Genomic DNA, 18,419 nt, shown 5'->3' on the forward strand with positions numbered 1-18,419 from the left:
AAATGCCATACAGTACCCGTTAACTCTTATGATAACTGTCACATAGAAAAGGACACGTCTTATGACGCGTCCTTATTATTTGCAAGATGCTCTGCTATCTTAGCTTTTATTCTATTCTCTACTATCTCAGCGATCTCTTTGGTCTTGAGATTCTTGTACTCGTCGTAGAAAATCGGCTCCATATAGTAAACATAAGTTGTTGTTGGTCCGAAGTGATCGTCGCTGTTGTAAACCTTGTAGGAATCAACGAGAGCTACGGGAACGATTGGCACCTTGGACCTCTGTGCCAGCTTGAAGCTTCCTGGCTTAAATGGCTCAACGATGTTGTTATTGTTCTCCTTATATCCACCTTCTGGGAAAAGAATGAATTTCCTGCCGGCCTTAAGCTCCTCAGCCATCTCCTGGAATACTGTGATGGTCTGTCTTGGATTATCCATCTCAAGTCTCTTGCCATCCACGAGATCTAGGAATTCTCTTACGAGAATAATGTGAGACCTCTTCTCGTCCATAATAAATGACAGTGGCTTTTCATGCGTGTTGAAGATTCCGAGAACGTCATACTTGCCCTGATGGTTAGGATAGAGCATGTATCCGCCCTCTTTTGGAAGATTCTCCTGGCCATAGGCGATGGTCTTGTAGCCTGATGATCTGTTCATCTTGGTGACCATCTCGTTAGCCAGAGCATAGCGCTCTTCCTCGCTGTGTCTGTCCTTGTGACGCATCCATATTCTTGATTTCAGGACATAATATATGATCCTGAATATGTTGATGATGATTGTGCGGTAATAGTTACGCATTAAACCTCTTTCTTGGAACTTCTGTAATTATAATTTCTCAATAAGGGATTTGAATCCATATTCCATGAAAAGATCTTTCGCCTTCTCTTTGTCTATATTGATCCTGAAATCCTCAAGGCTCTTGCCTGTATCATAATCCCTTCTGATCTGAGCCAGTTCTTTGGACAAAAATGCCATGTCTCTGTACTCAGTAAGCGCCTTCATAGGGCTTCTGGAAATGCCGAGATCTTCTTTCCAGTGAGCGCCGAGAGCCTTGACCGCCTTGGCATCCTCTCCGCATTCGTCGATGGCAGCATAGATGCCCTCAACAGTTCCATACTCAGCAAGAAGTGGAATCGCAGCGCTGCTGACACCCTTAACGCCTGGGATGTTATCACTTGTATCGCCCTGAATACCCTTAAGGTCAGGAATCTGCTCAGGCCTTACGCCATATTCAGACAGGCACAGCGGTGGTGTAACTTCAAAGGCCTTGTCTGGAATTGCTGCAAGCTTGCTGTTCCAGCCATATTCAGCGCCATATTTATTCTGAAGTTCATCAGCTGTTTCCTGCTTGGTCTGAATGAGCCAGACTCTTGTGTAGTCACTTACAAGCTGGAGATAATCGTGATCCTTGGTAATAATATAGGAAGGAATCTCTTTTTCATACTTGGTAACAACGCTTCCTACGATGTCATCAGCCTCAAACTTGCTATCGTAGAAAACCTGGAAGCCCATTTCCTGAAGGAGGTTCTCCATATTCTCGAACTGCTCCTTAAGTGGCTGAGGTGTCTCGCCTCTGTTGCCCTTATAATCAGGAAACTTCTCTCTTCTGAAGGTATCCCTTGTCATATCAAAGGCAAACATCATATGTGTAGGCTTCTGCTCTGCTATGATCTTGAGAATGGTACGCATCATGCCATACATTGCATTTGTGTACTGTCCTTTGTCATTATGAAGAATCTGGGAATAAAGCTTCTCTTTTTTCTCAGGATCTTTTTCAAATAAAAGAGCCTTGGGAAGATTGCCATAGTAGTTGGTCACCAGCATGGAGCTTCCGTCTATTAAAATAAATTTCTCATTTGCCATGATATTCACCTGTTAGTGCTATTAAATTGTGGCACACGCCAATCTTAATTATATCGTAAATCTCAAATTTTGTAACTATTTTTGAAAAAGGGCTTGCGCAATTTGTTAGCCTATGCTAATATGATTTTGTTAGCTAATGCTAACGTGTTAAAAGACGTCAAGCCAAGGCGTTATTTACATATGACATACAATAGTCATAAAAATCTCCTACCTAAAAACCTCAGCATCTTGCCAATGCTGAGGTTTTCTTTTGCGTTGTTATCTTTTAGTCGAATACATCTTCTCCGAATCTTACTCTGGCGTGGGCCTTGATCGCTTCCACGCATTTATCGAAGCCGAGCTTACTACTGTCAAGGCAGAGATCATAGTTCATGGCATCTGTCCATTCCTGACCTGTGTGATGCTTGTAATAATCTGCGCGGAACTTATCTTCCTTGGCACAGAACTTCTCAAGCTCTTTTCCCTTAAGAGGCTGAACCTTGGCAGCCTGTTCCATGAGGAAATCATGAGGTGCATGAACGAATACGCTAAGGACATTGTCGTAGTCCTTGAGGACGAAATCAGCGCACCTTCCCACGATTACGCAGGGCTCTGTCTCAGCAAGTCTCTTGATACACTTTGCCTGCAGGTTAAAGAGATTATCAGGTGATGTATACTCTGGACTATCCGGTCCAATAATCTCTGACTTATACACATTTATAGGAGTTCTGAGGAACCCTTTTTTCCAGAAACGTTCATCTGCGTCAAGGAAAAGGCTCTCGCTTATTCCGCTATCTTCTGATGCAAGCTTGGTGAGCTCCTTGTCGTAATAATGAATTCCAAGCTCATCTGCGAGCTTGATTCCTACTGTTCTACCACCACTTCCATACTGACGTGCTATTGTGATTGTGATCTTCTTCATATTTCCTCCTCGTAAATACCTCGCTAAGTGTTCACCCAAGGTTCGCACTAGATTCGAAACTACCTCATCAAGTGCTCTACTCTCCAAGATATGCTTTCTTGATTGATTCGTCATTTAGAAGTTCGCTGGCCGGTCCCTCTTTTACAATAGATCCTGTCTCAAGAACATAGGCTCTGTTGGCAATTGAAAGGGCCTTCTTGGCATTCTGCTCAACGAGGAGAACTGTAACTCCGTCCTTATTGACGTCCTGAATGATCTTGAAAATCTCATTAACAAAGATTGGTGAAAGACCCATAGATGGCTCATCCATAAGGATAATGTCAGGATGTGACATAAGAGCTCTTCCCATGGCCAGCATCTGCTGCTCACCACCACTGAGAGTTCCGGCAAGCTGAGTTTTTCTCTCTTCAAGTCTTGGGAATCTCTTGTAGATCATCTCCAGAGTCTCGTTTATCTCTGCCTTGTCTTTTCTGGTGTAGGCGCCCATCTTGAGGTTCTGCAGAACAGTCATCTCCGCAAAAACTCGTCTTCCCTCAGGAACCTGAGCCATTCCAAGACTTACGATCTTGTGATTAGGAATCTTAGTCAGATTCTCTCCTTTATAGAGAATATCGCCCTTATCAGCATCTATAAGACCGGATAATGTATGAAGTGTTGTGGTCTTGCCAGCGCCATTAGCTCCGATAAGCGCCACTACTTCTCCCTTATCTACGTGAAAAGAAATCCCTTTGAGGGCCTGGATCACGCCGTAATATACACTTAAATCTTTTACTTCAAGTAATGCACTCATTTATTACCTCTCTATTCTGGGATTCTCACTAAGCTCGAAATAACCTCGCTAAGTGTTCACCCATGGTTCGCACTAGCCTCGAAAAAACCTCGGCAAGTGCTCTACTCACCAAGGTATGCCTTGATTACCTCAGGGTCACTGAGTACTGCTTTGGTCTCGCCCTGACAGAGAACTCGTCCAAAGTTAAGAACTGTAAGCTTTTCGCAGATTCCGGAAACAAGCTTCATGTCGTGCTCAATAAGGAGAATTGTCATATCAAATTCTCTTCTTACAAGTGCTATCGTATCCATGAGCTCTTTTGTCTCGTTAGGATTCATGCCTGCTGCCGGCTCATCAAGGAGAAGTAGCTTAGGATTTGTAGCCATAGCTCTTGCTATCTCAAGCTTACGCTGCTTACCATAAGGAAGATTTGAAGCCAGGATGTCTTTTTCCTTATCAAGATCAAAGACCTTGAGGAGCTTCTCAGCTTCTGCATCCATCTCTTTTTCCACCTTGCTGTACTTACCAAGATGAAGGATGCCCTCGAGAGTGCTGTACTTAAAGCGCTCATTAAGGCCAACCTTGACGTTATCCATAACAGACATGTTCTTGAAAAGTCTGATGTTCTGAAAGGTTCTGGCGATTCCAGCGTGGTTGATCTCAATGGTGGACTTTCTGGTTATGTCTTGTCCCTCCAGACGGATAATGCCCTCGTTAGGCTTGTATACGCCGGTTAGGAGGTTAAAGACTGTGGTCTTACCCGCACCATTTGGTCCGATGAGGCCGTAGAGCTCACCCTTTTCAATACTTAAATTAAAATCATCAACGGCTCTAAGTCCGCCGAAGGATATACACAAATTGTTAACTTCGAGTAATGCCATAGTTTATGCCCTCTGCTTCTTCCATGGGAAATTGATGTTTCCAAGTGTTCTCTTTCTCCACTCCAGAACCTTGGGTGACCAGCTGTAGATCATCATCACAATGAGGACGATTGAGTAGATCAGCATTCTGTAGGTGTTAAAGCCTCTAAGGAGCTCTGGAAGCAGGTACAGGATGCAGGCTGCGATAACGCTTCCTCTGATATTTCCGATTCCACCAAGAACTACATATACCAGGATCATGATGGATGCGTTGTAGCCAAAGTACTGTGAGCTTGCTGTAAGTGTTGTAATGTTATGGGAAAAGAGAACCCCTGCTGCCCCTGCAATCGCTGCGGAAATAATGAAGGCCATCATCTTGTATCTAGTCACATTGATTCCTGTAGCTTCTGCTGCGATGTAGTTGTCTCTGACAGCCATGATCGCACGGCCATCTCTGGAGTTAACCAGGTTCTGAACCACAAACAGAGCCAGTAAAAGAACTATGATTCCCACTGTAAAGCTTGAATTGTGAGGAGTTCCTGTAATTCCCATAGCTCCGTTTACAATGAGCTGTCCGTCAGGCTCCATGCCAAGCTCCATGGCATTTTTAAGCGAGAAATGAACGCCCTTACTATCTACACCAATGTAAAATGCATTGATTACGTTTTTGATAATTTCACCAAAGGCCAGTGTTACGATTGCAAGATAGTCGCCTTTAAGCCTCAGTACAGGGATACCAATGAGGAATCCGAAAAGAGCTGCAAATGCAATTCCGATCACAAAAGCCAGGATAAATCTTGGGGCTGTAGGAAGTGATTCCTCTGTAACCTTGGAGAAAAATGCACTTGTGAAGGCTCCGATACACATGAATCCGCAGTGTCCGATACTGAGCTCGCCCAGGATTCCTACACAAAGGTTAAGGGCAACAGCGATAACTGCGTAATAGGTCATTGGAACAAGTAGTCCCTTCATGTGGCTTGAAAGATTACCCGTAACAGCCAGAAGCTGGAAAACAGCGAAGGCCACTACTACGATGCCATATGTTATAAGATTGTCTTTTGTCTTCTTATTCATAGTCAATTTCATAATCTCTTTTCTCCTGCCATCATCAGACTTTTTCCTGAATCTTCTTGCCCAGAATACCTGTAGGCTTAACGAGAAGTACAACGACCAGAATTCCAAATACGATTGCATCAGAAAGCTGGGATGAAATATATGTCTTACTGAGAATCTCTACTATTCCAAGTACAAGTCCGCCGATCATAGCTCCTGGAATTGATCCGATTCCTCCCAGAACCGCTGCTACGAAGGCCTTGATACCAGGCATAGCACCTGTATATGGTGAAAGAGATGGATAAGCAGAACAAAGAAGTGCGCCGGCAATGGCCGCAAGAGCTGAACCAATGGCAAAGGTCAGCATAATGGTCTTATTGACGTTGATGCCCATAAGAGCTGCTGCTCCTTTATCCTCCGCAACAGCCAGCATAGCCTGGCCCTGACGGGTTTTCTTTATAAAGAGCTGCAAAACGATGAGCACTATGACACTGATGGCGATGGTTACGATCGTAACGCCCTGAATACGAAGATCTCCGCCAGCAAATGTAAGGCCTTCCCACTTAATAACTGAGGTAAAAGACTTGATGTCAGCGCCAAAGATAAGAAGTGCTAAGTTCTCAAGGAAATAGCTGACGCCGATAGCTGTAATAAGAACAGCAAGTGGAGAAGCTGCGCCTCGAAGTGGTCTGTAGGCCACAAATTCAGTTGTGATTCCAAGGAGCGTACACAGAACGATAGCTACCAGAATACCCACTATGGAATTACCACTTAGTGCTCCGCTTACGGTAAAGATAATATAGCAGCCCACCATGATAAAATCGCCGTGAGCAAAATTAAGCATCTTGGCAATACCATAAACCATGGTATATCCAAGGGCTATAATCGCATATATGCTCCCCAAGCTAAGTCCACTTATGAGATATGTAAGGAAACTACTCATTCTATTGCCTCCTGAGAAATATAAAACGAGGGACACCTTTGACAGCGTCCCTCGCTGAAAGATTGATATTATTATACTATAAAACGAGTTTTACTGAGCAGATACATAAGCTCCGTTCTTGATAACTACAGCCTTAGGCTCCTTGTTAGGCTCACCGTTTGCTGCCCATGTCATCTTGGCAGATGTAAGACCTGAAGCCTCGATCTCTGTCATAGCGCCCTTAAGAGCTTCGCAGATATCTGAAACGCTCATGTCAGGTGTTACGTTCTTAGCTTCCATAGCCTTCTTGATGATGTAAACTGCATCGTAAGCATCTGCTGCGAACTGGTTAGGAATCTCACCGTACTTCTCCTGATACTTAGCTACGAAATTAACTGTAAGATCATCCTTGGCATCAGCTGCGAAAGGTGTTAGAAGCATAACGCCCTCTGCAAGAGATACATCAAAGTTCTCAACTGTAAGGATTCCGTCGAGACCATCTACACCAAAGAATGTAGGAGCGTATCCCATTGTGTTAGCCTGTGTAAGGATAAGTGAAGCATCCTTGTAGTAGATAGGAAGGAATACAAGGTCAGCGCCTGCATCCTTAGCCTTCTGAAGCTGTACAGAGAAATCTGTGTTGTTGTCCTGTGTGAAAGCCTCAGCAGAAACGATCTCGAAGTTCTTGCCTGCTGCTTCCTCTGTGAACTTCTGGTAAATACCGCTTGAATATACATCTGAGCTATCGTAGATGATACCTACCTTAGTAGCCAGATTGTTATCTGAAATGTACTGAGCAGAAGCAATACCCTGGTTAGGATCTGAGAAACATACTCTGAATGCGTTGTCATACTTAACACAGTCCTCAGCTGATCCTGAAGGTGTGAGCTGGAACATGTTGTCTGCCTTAGTATTCTCAGAAACTGCGATTGAACATGCACTTGTTGTAGAACCAACAAGAACCTGCATTCCCCAGTCCTTAAGTGTATTGTATGCGTTTACTGACTTCTCTGCATTGAGCTCGTCGTCTTCCTTCTTATACTCGATCTGATATCCGTTGATACCACCAGCAGCGTTGATCTCCTCAACAGCAAGCTCTGCAGCGTTACATACTGCAAGACCATAAGCAGCTGCGCCACCTGTAAGAGGTCCGATAGCACCAATCTTGAAAGTGTTACTTCCACTTCCCTGTGCTCCACAACCAGCCAGCATTGATACTGCCATCATTGAAGCCATTGCTAAACTTACTACTTTACTGAACTTCTTCATAACCAGTTCCTCCTCGTTAAATTATTTTGGATAAAAAACGTAGTGAAAAAACATACGAAATTAAGAAATGTATATTTGTATACAATCTTATACTTTTAAAGATTAAAGCATTGTAGTGTAAAAGTCAACAGAAATATGGATATATTCAATAAACAATATATTGATTAATTATTTTCTACAATTTAGCAGATTGCATTCGTACATTAACATTGTTAGAATTAATACATAGAGGGGGAATTGAATATGCTTCAATTATCTTATTTGGGAATTGCCTTTGCGGCAGTTTTCTATTTGGTATTTGGAATTACTGTACGTCTTATGGCTATTAGTAGCAATACTCGTAATAAGCTAAGACTAGGTATTCTGATTACTTCATTTTCTTTGGTAGCTGTTTTTTCTCTTTTTGCAGGATTGCTTAACCTGAACGGCGGAAGGCTGTTTTTGGGTGTTCTCCTTTTCCTGCTTTCTTTTGGAGCGTTCTTTGTTCTTGCTGCGATCTTTGTCGAACTCCACCACATCAAAACAAAAGTTAAAATGCGCAGGTTTATGGTTTTGTTTGATATCGTGGATAAATTTATCACGGAAGGCAAGACACAGGACGAGATTCTCTCATATCTTGTAGAGATTCAGAAGCTTACATTAAAGGAAGCCAGAGATTTTCTGGAGTTTATAACAGATCCTCAGAATCATCAGTTCCTTGTTGATGTTAATGAGAAGATCCATGAAGCTCAGCTTCTGAGGGGCCTTACTAAATAACGCGTATGATCCAAGTTCATACATATTTCCTTTTGCAAAAAGAAGCGGCACCAACCCGAAGAATCGTGTTGTGCCGCTTCTTTTTCTATGTGCATTCCTACCTTTGACTTAAGCAAACAGATCGAGATTTGCTCCAGATACGCCATAGCTCATAGCATCCTGGCTCTGTGAGTATCCGACTGTCATTCCCTGGAACTTTTGAGCCACATCATTATACATGCGGTTAGCTTCCTGGGATTTTTTGACCATATCAATTGCCATCTGCATCGGATCATCTTCATCATCCTTTGTATCTGATACGGCCTGAGCATTAGGGTATCCAACAGGTGTAACATTTGGAACTAACCCTTTAGCTCCGTGGTTTACAAACTCGTCCGAAACCTCTGACTGATTCTTAATAGTATAATTCATGGGCTGGACAAAGCTCATACCATATGAACTTCCGATTGCTCCTATAGAAATTCCCATAAATCTCCTTTACAATCAACACCACATTTTCCTATCTACATACTATTCTAAGGGCCCTTTATATGCAATTATCCCCTTCGGAATTCTGCATAAAGATTTTGCGATATTTTATTAAAATTTGTTAAAATTTATGATATTATAATAAAGAGTAACTTCATTTTGCATCTAGAAAGGAGCAACGACAGATGGGCAACAGCCAACTGCAGTATTCTCCGTTCAAACCAAATTTGAAGACAGCAGAAGTATTCGCGTGGGGCGATCCGGAGTACAACTTATTTGATCAGCTTAATGAGAAATATGAAAAGAGCCATCCTGAGTATCATGAGCTCTCTTCCTATGAGAAGATGGTGATCAGACAACAGATTCATCACGAGGCAATTGGCCTCACACCTCTTAACCTTATTAAGGCTTTCGTAGAAGATCCGCAGTTCGATGAATTCCGTTCAGTGGACGCTTATTAAATTTCATATCGAATATAATCTATGTAAATAGTTTACGGGCTCTAAAAAGCCATCGGGACCACAGTCTCGATGGCTTTTTGCGCGCTTATTTAGTCTCGCGGTTGACGTATTTATTGTGGAACTTGGAGTAGGCTATCTTCTGGCTGCTGTAGAGGCTGGAGTAACCTGAGAAGGTGTAGCTGAGGGCTACTGCCAGGAGATAGTAAGGCATTCCCTTGAAGCCAAAGAGCTCAAAGCAGATGAGAAGGGATGAAATCGGGCAGTTTGTAACGCCGCAGAAAAGCGCTCCCATTCCGATAGCTGCGCAAAGAGCTGGATCAAAGCCGAATATCTGTGAATAAAGGCATCCGAAGGTAGCTCCAATGTAAAGAGATGGAACAATCTCACCACCCTTATAGCCTGCGCCAAGAGTAAATGCAGTGAAAATGATCTTGAGAAGGAAGGCCAGATGAGGCGCTTCTCCCTTGATTGCCATTTCAATCACGTCCATACCTGCGCCGTTGTAGTATCGAATGCCAGGTATGTAGTGGAATCCAGTGCTGTCAATTCTAACCCCCATGAGATATGTAAGGGCCACAACGATGCAACCACCGACGAATACTCTCACATAAGGATTAGGCAGGAACTTTTTGTAGTTTCTACCAGCGAACTTAAGACTCTGGCAAAAGAAAACGCTGACTACTGCGCAGAGGATTCCGAGGATTCCTGTAAACACTGCGTTGTACAGGTCAAAGGCTGGAACTACTGCTACGGTAAAAACTTCTGCTGATACGCCAAGAATTCTTGCAATTCCCTGCGCTGTAAGAGCAGAGATAACGCAAGGCACAAGGGCTGAATAGTACATGACGCCTACATTTTCTATTTCCATTGCCATGAAAGCCGCTGTCATTGGAGTTCCGAAGAGTGCTGAAAAAGCTGCACTCATGCCACACATAGTGATGATCTTGATATTTCCCTCTTTTAACTTAAAAAGCCTTCCGAGGTTATAGCCAAGGCTTCCTCCCATCTGAAGAGCAGCACTCTCACGTCCTGTAGAACCACCAAAGAGGTGTGTTATTGCAGTTGAGATAAATATAAGCGGCGCTTTGGTGATGGGAAGGTTGTCGCCCTCCTGAATAGACTTGATAACAAGGTTTGTTCCCTTGTCCTCATAGTCCTTGCAAAGTCTATACAAAAAGACGATGAAAAGACCTGCAAAGGGCAGCACCAAAATAATGTAGTCATGGGCGGTTCTAAAAGCTGTAGCCCAGACAATTGCATAGTAAAAGGCTGTTCCTATAACGCCTACAATAAGTCCTGTAAGGCATCCAAAAAACAGCCATCTTCCTAATACTCTGATTCGTCCCAGCAAATCCAGCTCTGGCATATGCTCGACGATGTACTCTATTGGGTTTTCTCTTTTTTCCATAATATCATCCTCATAAACCTGACAAACTAAGATAATATTATAGTACATCCTTTATTTATAACAATTCAAGAAGTCCCTTAATTCCTTTGTCCTCGTAAATTCTCTTATAAACATCAACCTCATCCTTGATGATAAGATCAATCTGCTTCATTCCAAGAAGCTCAACTGGAGCTTTGTCATCTGTCAAAAGATGTCCTGTACTGCTATAAGGAATGATTGTCTTTTCCACATGTTCCATCATAGCCTTGAGATCTGAATTTTTCTCAAAATAAATGTCGTTGCCAAGTCTTGTAACAAGGTCATCTCCGTTTGTTGCAAAGAGTTCCTTGTTGGTTGAGCCCACAACGTCAACAATCATTACCTGATCAAATACTGAAGAAATAGTGTCAGCAAGGTAGGTATTAATGGTAGCGTCAGATGAATTCTGGCTGTCTTTTGCCATATCAAAGCCTGCATCCTCGCTGTACATGTTCATGTTTACTACCATAACGCCCTGTTCTGTCAGGTGCTCTTTTACCAAAGTAAAGAATTCCTGAGAAGACATCTGGAAAGGAATTGTGATGTCCTGATAGGCATCAACCATGATTACGTCGTACTTCTTATCTACAGCGTTAAGGAAAGCTCTGCCATCATAGGTTGTAACCTTGGTAGTTTCCGGAAGTTCAAAGTACTTGTGAGCAAGGTCGGTGATCTTGTCGTCAATCTCGACGCCCTCAACGTTCACGTTATCAAAATATCTGTCAAGCTGCGTGGCATAGGTTCCTGAGCCCATTCCAAGGATTAGAACCTCGAGATTATCGTCCCCAACCTGCTGCCTAATCTTGGCATTAGCCATGTAGGGAGCAGCAAGGGCGTAGTCATAATACATTCCAGTCAGTGATCCATCTTTTATAAGAATTGACTGAACTCCGAAGAGTACGTTTGTTGAGAGAATAACGCTGTTTGGAGTCTCTTTTACCTGAAGGTAGTTATAAACAGACTCACCCTCGAAAGTAAGGTCTTTTTCCCAGAAAGCGAAGCTTCCGCTGTGACCGAATACGCAGCAGAGTGCAAAGATAAGGACACTGGAAATAATTTTGGCTGTGACATTCTTCTTGGAGCCTGGGCTCACGAAATATAGGATTGAGAGAGCTAACAGGATTCCAGCGAAGATAAGGAAGGTGATTGCTGTACCAACTGCTGGAATAGTCACAAAGGTAGGCATAAAGGTTCCGATGATGCTGCCGATTGTATTGAAAGCGCCAAGGGTTCCGATGATCTTGCCGTTGTCCTCAAGGGAATCTGTGGTGTACTTGGCAAGGCTTGGTGTAACAGTTCCAAGAAGGAACAGCGGAAATACGAAAACTATCATGCATGCTGCAAAAGCTGCAATTACCAGGAAATTACTGTTAACTGCGAATATGAGCACCGCTGAGATTCCAAGGATTATATACTTGCCCAGAACGGGAATAGCTGCAATCCACAGAGCTGCAACGATAATTCTGCCATAAAGCTTACCTGGATCAGGATCTTTGTCGGCCTTTCTGCCACCGTAGATATTGCCAAGTGCCATGGCTATCATGATTGTTCCGATGATGATTGTCCACACGATCTGTGATGAACTGAAATATGGAGCTAAGAGCCTGCTTGCACCAAGCTCTACCGCCATTACAGACATTCCAGCAAAGAACTCCGTCATGTACAAAAATAACTTGTTATTAAGAATCGCTTTCTTTTCCATACCTGTTATAAATTTCTCCCAGTTTTATCGAATAATACGAACATTATGAGTATATCACAGCCGATATAAATTGCGCACTATCTATTATTTTTTCACATTTAGGTCATAGCGCTTATTTACGAATATTATTATATTTATTTTCGTTTGTTTTAATAAATAAAACACCTTTAAATGCTACAATTTATCTGTGTAACTGTGTACCTTTGCGTTCTGATTTGGACTAATAATATGTGGAACAAAGCCCAGGAAAGATTTAGGACACGAAGCCTCATAGCCACCATAGTTCTCATCATTGCAGCTGTCATAGGCTCTTTATTCTATGTCATCTACATCAGAAGCTATACAAGGCAACGAAGCTATCTGGAACTTAAGACGTCTACCGAAGAAACCATCGAAGCCATCGAGGGTGAATTTCGTGCGAGCAGAAATATGCTCCGTCTGACTGCGCGTATTATCTCAAGTTCCAACGATTCTCTTCATTCCCTCAAGACCAATTCATATATGACCACAGGACAGGTTACATCTACTATTTCTGATATCGCGATCCTTACTCCGGAAAACAAGGTTATCCGTATTTCAGGTAGTGACCTTGACGCCACTGGAGTTCTTGATTTTGATAGTCTAAAAGAAAAAGGTGAGCACATTTCCACTCTTCAGCGTGATCTGGATACTCCGGAAGTCAACACCCTGAGAATCTTTGCGCCTATCCGCCGAAGAGGTGAAACAATCGCGTTTATTTACGGTACTGTATTACCCACTGATATCTTAAGTTCCTGGGTTCCTAATATCTACGATGGCAATGCTGCTGTTTCTGTCGTTGAAAGAGAAACCGGAGTCTTCATAATTGATGGAAATGGCAGAGAACTTAAAACAATTGAAGAAGCAGATGTTCAAATAAACTCCATCAGCACCGACAGCTCTTTTACCGAGGCTATAAGAAATGGCGAAAGAGGCTATGCCATCGGAAAAGACTCTGTTACCGGCAAAGACCGTTACTACTGCTTCCTTCCTATGAACATCGCCAAGTGGGAAATAATAGTAAGTGTTCCTGAGAGGGACGTTTACGCAGCTGTTCGACCAGTTCACACCTACTTGTACGTGTACTTGTTCTTGACAGCGATCGGACTTGTAATCTACTTCCTGTACATTATCCACATCACAACGGGTTCTCTCGTTGGTATCGAGCGAAGAGCAAATATGGATGCTCTGACAGGTCTCCAGAACAGAAACCGATACGAATATTTCTGCTCACATCTGCAGCAGGGCACAGATGGCCTTGCCTGCATCTATTTTGATGTCAACGGACTTCATGAGCTGAACAACACTCAGGGCCACCTGGCTGGTGACAACATGCTCAAAACTGTTGCCAAGCTGATCGTAGAAGAATTCGGCGAAAATAACACCTACAGAATCGGCGGCGATGAGTTCGTTTCTTTTAGATACGAGCGCGATGAAAGTCTCGTGCGCAAGGACCTTGCCAAGGTAGTGCAGGCTATCGAGGATAACGGCTACCACGTAGCTCACGGCCTTGCTATGGCTACTCCTGACAAAAAGCTCCTTACTGTCATTAAGACCGCTGAGGAAGAGATGTACGAGAACAAGCGCAAATACTATGAATCTATCGGAAAGGAGATGCGAGGATGAGAAAGCATAATCGCCTTATAACTGCATGCACCTTAGCTCTCCTTCTGTTTGTTTCGGGCTGTAGCTACACTTTACCTGACATTGAAAATCATAACATCGAGAGCTCTGTTGCCGAAGATGCTGTTGTATACAGAACTCTGTACTCCTCCGAGGTTGTGAATCTGAACTACCTGGTCTCTGAATCCAGCGTAGATTCTGTTATCAGCGTAAATGTTATCGATTATCTTGTTGATTACGATGACCACGGCAATATCGTCACTGGTCTGGCATCCAGCTGGGATACCAACAATGATATGACAAAATGGACCTTCCACCTGCGTGACGGCATCAGCTGGGTAGATTATAACGGCGATTATTACGCAGATGTTACTGCGGACGACTGGGTTTGCGCCTACGAATATGCTCAGTCTGCCATTAATAAAGAGATTTCAATAGCCAGTGTAGAAGCCAAAAACGCCAGAACCCTGATCTACACTCTCAATGAGCCATGCCCATTTTTTACCAGCCTCTTATCTTATGCATGCTTCCTTCCGGTATGTAGGAGTTATCTGGAAAAGACAGGCAGCATGTTTGCCAAGGATTACAAGCATCTTCTATATAACGGCGCTTATATCCTGAACTATTTCCAACCCTTTGAGCAGCAGATTCTGGTCAAGAACCCATCTTACTGGGATAAAGAGCATGTCTACATCGACAGAATAGAGAATTATTTCGATTACGATGCCACTGCAATTTCTACAGAGAGATACCTGAAAGGTACCGTAGACAGAGCTATCGTTCCTTCAGACAAGCTCACTGCTTACCTTGAAGATCCTGAGATTTCCGAGCATGTACACAGAACAAGGCCCGATAATACGGCATCCTGCTTCTATGCTTTCAATTTCTATCCGCGTTTTGACCCCAAGTATGAACCTGAGAACTGGGCCAAAGCTGTGGCCAACGAAAACTTCCGTCTGGCCATCATGTACGCGATTGACAGAGTTTCTCTTTTATCAATATATGAGCCTAACTATCCGCAGATGCTGCTGTGCAACACTGTGACTCCTTCGGGCGCTCTTTATGTAAATGGTCAGAACTATGCATACCTTCCTGAGCTTGAGCAGATTTCCACCAGAGACAGCTACAATCTTGCAATGCAGAGTTACTACCGGAAGATGGCAAGAAAAGAGCTACGAGAAGCCGGAGTTAAGTTCCCGATCAAGATTCTCATGCCTTATGATCCTTCTATCGAGGGCTGGGGAAAAGAGGCAGACAAGATTGCCGTACAGATCGAAGCTGCTCTTGGCAGAAACTTTGTGGATGTTATCGTGGAAGCCGGAACTTCAACCGGATTTGACATGTCTGTAATTCACAGCGGCAAGTATGCCCTCACAAAATGCAGCGTGAGTGGCGCCTACTACGATCCTCAGACCTTTACCAAGCCTTTTGTAGATGACAGCAATTACATTTTCTGGGATAAGTGCGAAGATCCTGAGATTCAGGATCTTAACGAGGAATGGAATATTCTTGTGGAAAGAGCTGCTGCCATTACAACCGCTACCTCCCGCAGATATTCTGCTTTTGCCAAGGCTGAAAAGCTCCTGATCAGCCACGCCATCATCATTCCTTTCTCGATACTAAACGGTGATGGCTACGAAATGTGCAAGCTCAACGAATTTGAGGGCGAATTCTCCCACTATGGTCACGCTAACAAAAGGTACAAATATTTGCAGCTTCACGAAAAGTCCATGAATATGGATGAGTACTATGAGGCATATATGCAATGGATGGTGGGATTCTTTGAAAACTGATGTGAATTGGATAAATGTAACTTGAATCAGTGATATGAAAAGAGGTCGGTATAGCAATACCGGCCTCAATTTATTACATGAACATTCAGATTATAGTATTCGGATGCTAAAGAGAATCTGTCTGCAACTCCCTTGGTGACATAAACTTCTTCGCTGTCTGTAACAAGGATCATGTCGAAGGAGTTCTCTGAATTTGTGTCGATATTAGTGTCTTCGTTATCACTCGCCTTACCATACTCGTGATAATACTCAACTGCCCCATCAAGGCCCTTTACAAAAAGAGCTGTAGACAGGCCATCGCAGAGAAGTCCATCTTTTCCAATTATGGTAACTGATATCAGTCCGTTCTCTGCTGGCTTTCCTGTAGCAGGATCAATGATATGCCAGTAGGTCTTACCGTCTTCCTCAAAGTATCTCTCGTATCCACCGGAGGTTACCACCGCTTCATCACTAGCCTTGATAACTCCAAGGATTCCGCTGGCGCTATCCTTAAATGGGCTCTTAACTGCCACGTTCCATGCATCGCCATTTGGCTTACTGCCTATGCACTGGACATTTCCCCCAAGATTGATAAGTCCGCTTGTCACACCTTTTTCTGTGAAGTATTCATACAGCATTCTCGCAGTATAGCCCTTAGCTACACTTCCAAGGTCAACCTCAGTGCCCTTTGGGATTATGCAGGAACCGCCAAGCTCTACCTTGTGATAGTCCACATTTTCAAGAAGCTCAGTAATCTCGCCATCTGTTGGAACCCTGTACTCACTGGTGGTAAAGCCCCAGCCTTTCAGAACCGGATATATCGTTATATCCAGTGCCCCGCCTGTGCTGTCACAGATACCAAGTGCTTCATTCATAAGGTTTGCAACGTCCTCTGATAATTCCTGCTTTCCGCTGGCATTTAGCTGCGCAATCTCGCTGTCGTCATCAGTTACCGAAAGCTCTTTTTCCAGAGTTCGGATCTTGTTCTCCCCCTCACGAAGGAGCTCCTCATCTCCCATGATCTGCAACTCCATTACAGTGTCCATGGCAAAAAGAGTGGATGTCTGCATGGTCTTAGAAACGCTGCAACCACAGAGTATTGCAGACATAAGAAGCACAGAAATACCGCCCTTTATTCTTCTATTTTTCTTTTTCCAATTCTCACTCATCATAAAAATCATCTTGCTAACTATTCTAATATCAGAATTTCTTTAGTTCGCTATAAGCCATAGGCACTGCCACGAACATAGCAAGTACATCTGCGCAGGCCTGAGCCATCTCAACACCTGTAATTCCCAGGAATACTGGAAGTATCAGAATCATAGGGATAAAGCATATTCCGTTTCTGGCAGAAGCAGTTATAGAAGCCTTAACGCCCTTACCAATTGACTGAAGCATCATGTTGCTGATAACAATCGCGCCGGAAAGTGGAAGGGTACAGCACTGGAATCTGAGAGCTGCAACACCAACCTGAACTGCTGCCGGATCCTTGGAAAAAGCTGCGATGATGTTTGGTGCAAAGATAAATGCCACCGTTCCTATGCCGATAAGTACTATTGTTGAGTACTTAACGCAGAACTTGAAGCCCTCTTTTACCCTGTTTGTAAGCCCTGCTCCATAGTTAAATGAGCATACCGGCTGATAACCCTGACCAAATCCAATAAGTGCAGATGCCATCATCATCAGGACCTTACCTGCAACACTCATGCCTGCAATCGCAGCATCAGAGCCGATACTGCCCGCTGTATAGTTGAGAACCAGCGTAGAAATTGCTGCCAGTCCCTGACGGAAAAGAGATGGTGCTCCGCCGTTAATGATCTCATAAATATAATGCCAATTCAGATGCACATTTGATACAGACATCTTGATGTTCTCGCCCTTGCTGGTACCAATCAGGAGAACGATAAAGCTTGTCATCTGTCCCATTACTGTAGCAATAGCAGCGCCTCTTACTCCCATGTGAAAGCCCATAATGAGGAGCGGATCAAGAATCATATTCATAACCGCACCGCACATGAGGCCAATCATGGCGTAGTAAGCTGCTCCCTGGAACCTGAGCTGATTATTGATAACAAACTGAGCCATCATAAAAGGCGCACCAATGAGAATGATCCTCATGTAGCTCTTGGTAAACTCAATTGTCAGATCGGTAGCTCCCCTTCCGAGAAATGCTGCAATTGGATTCACAAAGATATTACCCACAATTGCAATTACAATTCCCAGGATAATAGCCAGCGCAAAGCCGGTTGAAGCCATCTCATTAGCTTCCTTGTGGTTATCGGCACCGAGCATTCTCGATAAGTAGTTGCCTGAGCCATGTCCACAGAAAAAACCCATAGCCTGCACAAGTGCCATAACTGTAAAAACAAGTCCTACAGCCGCTGTAGCTGAGGTGTTGACCGCATCAATATCTGAAACTCTGGCAACAAAAAATGTATCCGCTGTATTATAAATTGCTGTGACCATCATACTGATGATGGTTGGGACTGACAGTGTCAAGATCAGCTTGGGCACTGGAGTCTGTGTCATATATTCTTTTCTGTTATTTGTTGCCATT

Annotated in this window: 17 protein-coding genes; 4 read left to right on the forward strand and 13 right to left on the reverse strand. The window is 43.5% G+C overall.

What is annotated here, in order from left to right; translation table 11 throughout:
- Nucleotides 1-59: 59 nt before the first annotated feature.
- The 8 genes from IJI01_RS01210 to IJI01_RS01245 form a co-directional block, all read right to left on the reverse strand.
- Nucleotides 60-797 (reverse strand): lysophospholipid acyltransferase family protein, encoded by a 738-nt coding sequence (locus IJI01_RS01210; RefSeq protein ID WP_292184602.1) that lies wholly within the window; start codon nucleotides 795-797, stop codon nucleotides 60-62.
- 27 nt (nucleotides 798-824) lie between these two features.
- A complete protein-coding gene (locus IJI01_RS01215; protein ID WP_292184605.1) occupies nucleotides 825-1,862 on the reverse strand; it encodes a 5'-3' exonuclease in 1,038 nt (345 codons plus the stop codon).
- A 265-nt stretch (nucleotides 1,863-2,127) separates the two neighbouring features.
- Nucleotides 2,128-2,763 (reverse strand): AAA family ATPase, encoded by a 636-nt coding sequence (locus IJI01_RS01220; RefSeq protein ID WP_292184606.1) that lies wholly within the window; start codon nucleotides 2,761-2,763, stop codon nucleotides 2,128-2,130.
- Nucleotides 2,764-2,839: 76 nt separating this feature from the next.
- Entirely contained in the window at nucleotides 2,840-3,553 is a 714-nt protein-coding gene (locus tag IJI01_RS01225) for an ABC transporter ATP-binding protein (protein ID WP_292184608.1), read from the reverse strand.
- Between the two features lie 101 nt (nucleotides 3,554-3,654).
- Nucleotides 3,655-4,413, reverse strand: a complete 759-nt coding sequence (locus IJI01_RS01230) for an ABC transporter ATP-binding protein (RefSeq protein ID WP_292184610.1) — start codon at nucleotides 4,411-4,413, stop codon at nucleotides 3,655-3,657.
- 3 nt (nucleotides 4,414-4,416) lie between these two features.
- A complete protein-coding gene (locus tag IJI01_RS01235; protein ID WP_292184613.1) occupies nucleotides 4,417-5,478 on the reverse strand; it encodes a branched-chain amino acid ABC transporter permease in 1,062 nt (353 codons plus the stop codon).
- 22 nt (nucleotides 5,479-5,500) lie between these two features.
- Nucleotides 5,501-6,388 carry a branched-chain amino acid ABC transporter permease gene (locus IJI01_RS01240; protein WP_292184616.1) on the reverse strand — a complete coding sequence of 296 codons (888 nt, stop codon included), beginning with the start codon at nucleotides 6,386-6,388 and terminating at the stop codon, nucleotides 5,501-5,503.
- A gap of 90 nt (nucleotides 6,389-6,478) precedes the next feature.
- Nucleotides 6,479-7,636, reverse strand: coding sequence for an ABC transporter substrate-binding protein (locus IJI01_RS01245; RefSeq protein ID WP_292184618.1), 1,158 nt, complete (start codon nucleotides 7,634-7,636; stop codon nucleotides 6,479-6,481).
- Between the two features lie 243 nt (nucleotides 7,637-7,879).
- Between IJI01_RS01245 and IJI01_RS01250 the strand changes: the two genes are divergently transcribed.
- Nucleotides 7,880-8,392 (forward strand): hypothetical protein, encoded by a 513-nt coding sequence (locus tag IJI01_RS01250; RefSeq protein WP_292184619.1) that lies wholly within the window; start codon nucleotides 7,880-7,882, stop codon nucleotides 8,390-8,392.
- Nucleotides 8,393-8,500: 108 nt separating this feature from the next.
- On the opposite strand, the gene IJI01_RS01255 is transcribed toward IJI01_RS01250, so the two are convergent.
- Nucleotides 8,501-8,860 (reverse strand): hypothetical protein, encoded by a 360-nt coding sequence (locus IJI01_RS01255; RefSeq protein ID WP_292184620.1) that lies wholly within the window; start codon nucleotides 8,858-8,860, stop codon nucleotides 8,501-8,503.
- Nucleotides 8,861-9,045: 185 nt separating this feature from the next.
- Between IJI01_RS01255 and IJI01_RS01260 the strand changes: the two genes are divergently transcribed.
- Complete coding sequence (locus IJI01_RS01260) at nucleotides 9,046-9,321, forward strand: hypothetical protein (RefSeq protein WP_292184622.1); 276 nt, start codon at nucleotides 9,046-9,048, stop codon at nucleotides 9,319-9,321.
- A gap of 85 nt (nucleotides 9,322-9,406) precedes the next feature.
- Here IJI01_RS01260 and IJI01_RS01265 read toward each other — a convergent pair whose 3' ends face one another.
- Both IJI01_RS01265 and IJI01_RS01270 read right to left on the reverse strand, forming a co-directional pair.
- Nucleotides 9,407-10,729: a chloride channel protein gene (locus tag IJI01_RS01265; RefSeq protein WP_292184624.1), complete on the reverse strand. Its 1,323-nt coding sequence runs from the start codon at nucleotides 10,727-10,729 to the stop codon at nucleotides 9,407-9,409.
- Nucleotides 10,730-10,784: 55 nt separating this feature from the next.
- The gene (locus tag IJI01_RS01270; protein ID WP_292184626.1) at nucleotides 10,785-12,449 is read right to left on the reverse strand and encodes a spermidine synthase; all 1,665 of its coding nucleotides are present in this window, start codon (nucleotides 12,447-12,449) and stop codon (nucleotides 10,785-10,787) included.
- A 228-nt stretch (nucleotides 12,450-12,677) separates the two neighbouring features.
- Between IJI01_RS01270 and IJI01_RS01275 the strand changes: the two genes are divergently transcribed.
- Both IJI01_RS01275 and IJI01_RS01280 read left to right on the forward strand, forming a co-directional pair.
- Nucleotides 12,678-14,093: a sensor domain-containing diguanylate cyclase gene (locus IJI01_RS01275; protein WP_292184629.1), complete on the forward strand. Its 1,416-nt coding sequence runs from the start codon at nucleotides 12,678-12,680 to the stop codon at nucleotides 14,091-14,093.
- On the forward strand, nucleotides 14,090-15,883 hold the full coding sequence (locus tag IJI01_RS01280; RefSeq protein WP_292184631.1) for an ABC transporter substrate-binding protein: 1,794 nt from the start codon (nucleotides 14,090-14,092) through the stop codon (nucleotides 15,881-15,883). Before IJI01_RS01275 ends, IJI01_RS01280 begins: the two co-directional genes overlap by 4 nt.
- Before the next feature lie 65 nt (nucleotides 15,884-15,948).
- Here the strand turns inward: IJI01_RS01280 and IJI01_RS01285 are convergent, their stop codons facing one another.
- Both IJI01_RS01285 and IJI01_RS01290 read right to left on the reverse strand, forming a co-directional pair.
- A complete protein-coding gene (locus IJI01_RS01285) occupies nucleotides 15,949-17,034 on the reverse strand; it encodes an FAD:protein FMN transferase (RefSeq protein ID WP_292184633.1) in 1,086 nt (361 codons plus the stop codon).
- A 28-nt stretch (nucleotides 17,035-17,062) separates the two neighbouring features.
- Nucleotides 17,063-18,418: an MATE family efflux transporter gene (locus IJI01_RS01290; protein WP_292184637.1), complete on the reverse strand. Its 1,356-nt coding sequence runs from the start codon at nucleotides 18,416-18,418 to the stop codon at nucleotides 17,063-17,065.
- Between the last annotated feature and the right edge of the window lies 1 nt (nucleotide 18,419).

It is taken from the genome of Butyrivibrio sp. (assembly GCF_017433805.1).
Lineage (GTDB): Bacteria > Bacillota > Clostridia > Lachnospirales > Lachnospiraceae > Butyrivibrio.

Excerpts from the sequence above, each read along its gene's own strand:
- IJI01_RS01235 (WP_292184613.1), bottom strand. The coding sequence starts at position 5,478 with ATGAAATTGACTATGAATAAGAAGACAAAAGACAATCTTATAACATAT.
- IJI01_RS01260 (WP_292184622.1), top strand. The coding sequence starts at position 9,046 with ATGGGCAACAGCCAACTGCAGTATTCTCCGTTCAAACCAAATTTGAAG.
- IJI01_RS01275 (WP_292184629.1), top strand. The coding sequence starts at position 12,678 with ATGTGGAACAAAGCCCAGGAAAGATTTAGGACACGAAGCCTCATAGCC.
- IJI01_RS01215 (WP_292184605.1), bottom strand. The coding sequence starts at position 1,862 with ATGGCAAATGAGAAATTTATTTTAATAGACGGAAGCTCCATGCTGGTG.
- IJI01_RS01285 (WP_292184633.1), bottom strand. The coding sequence starts at position 17,034 with ATGATGAGTGAGAATTGGAAAAAGAAAAATAGAAGAATAAAGGGCGGT.
- IJI01_RS01220 (WP_292184606.1), bottom strand. The coding sequence starts at position 2,763 with ATGAAGAAGATCACAATCACAATAGCACGTCAGTATGGAAGTGGTGGT.
- IJI01_RS01290 (WP_292184637.1), bottom strand. The coding sequence starts at position 18,418 with ATGGCAACAAATAACAGAAAAGAATATATGACACAGACTCCAGTGCCC.
- IJI01_RS01270 (WP_292184626.1), bottom strand. The coding sequence starts at position 12,449 with ATGGAAAAGAAAGCGATTCTTAATAACAAGTTATTTTTGTACATGACG.
- IJI01_RS01240 (WP_292184616.1), bottom strand. The coding sequence starts at position 6,388 with ATGAGTAGTTTCCTTACATATCTCATAAGTGGACTTAGCTTGGGGAGC.
- IJI01_RS01255 (WP_292184620.1), bottom strand. The coding sequence starts at position 8,860 with ATGGGAATTTCTATAGGAGCAATCGGAAGTTCATATGGTATGAGCTTT.
- IJI01_RS01250 (WP_292184619.1), top strand. The coding sequence starts at position 7,880 with ATGCTTCAATTATCTTATTTGGGAATTGCCTTTGCGGCAGTTTTCTAT.
- IJI01_RS01225 (WP_292184608.1), bottom strand. The coding sequence starts at position 3,553 with ATGAGTGCATTACTTGAAGTAAAAGATTTAAGTGTATATTACGGCGTG.
- IJI01_RS01245 (WP_292184618.1), bottom strand. The coding sequence starts at position 7,636 with ATGAAGAAGTTCAGTAAAGTAGTAAGTTTAGCAATGGCTTCAATGATG.
- IJI01_RS01210 (WP_292184602.1), bottom strand. The coding sequence starts at position 797 with ATGCGTAACTATTACCGCACAATCATCATCAACATATTCAGGATCATA.
- IJI01_RS01230 (WP_292184610.1), bottom strand. The coding sequence starts at position 4,413 with ATGGCATTACTCGAAGTTAACAATTTGTGTATATCCTTCGGCGGACTT.
- IJI01_RS01265 (WP_292184624.1), bottom strand. The coding sequence starts at position 10,729 with ATGGAAAAAAGAGAAAACCCAATAGAGTACATCGTCGAGCATATGCCA.
- IJI01_RS01280 (WP_292184631.1), top strand. The coding sequence starts at position 14,090 with ATGAGAAAGCATAATCGCCTTATAACTGCATGCACCTTAGCTCTCCTT.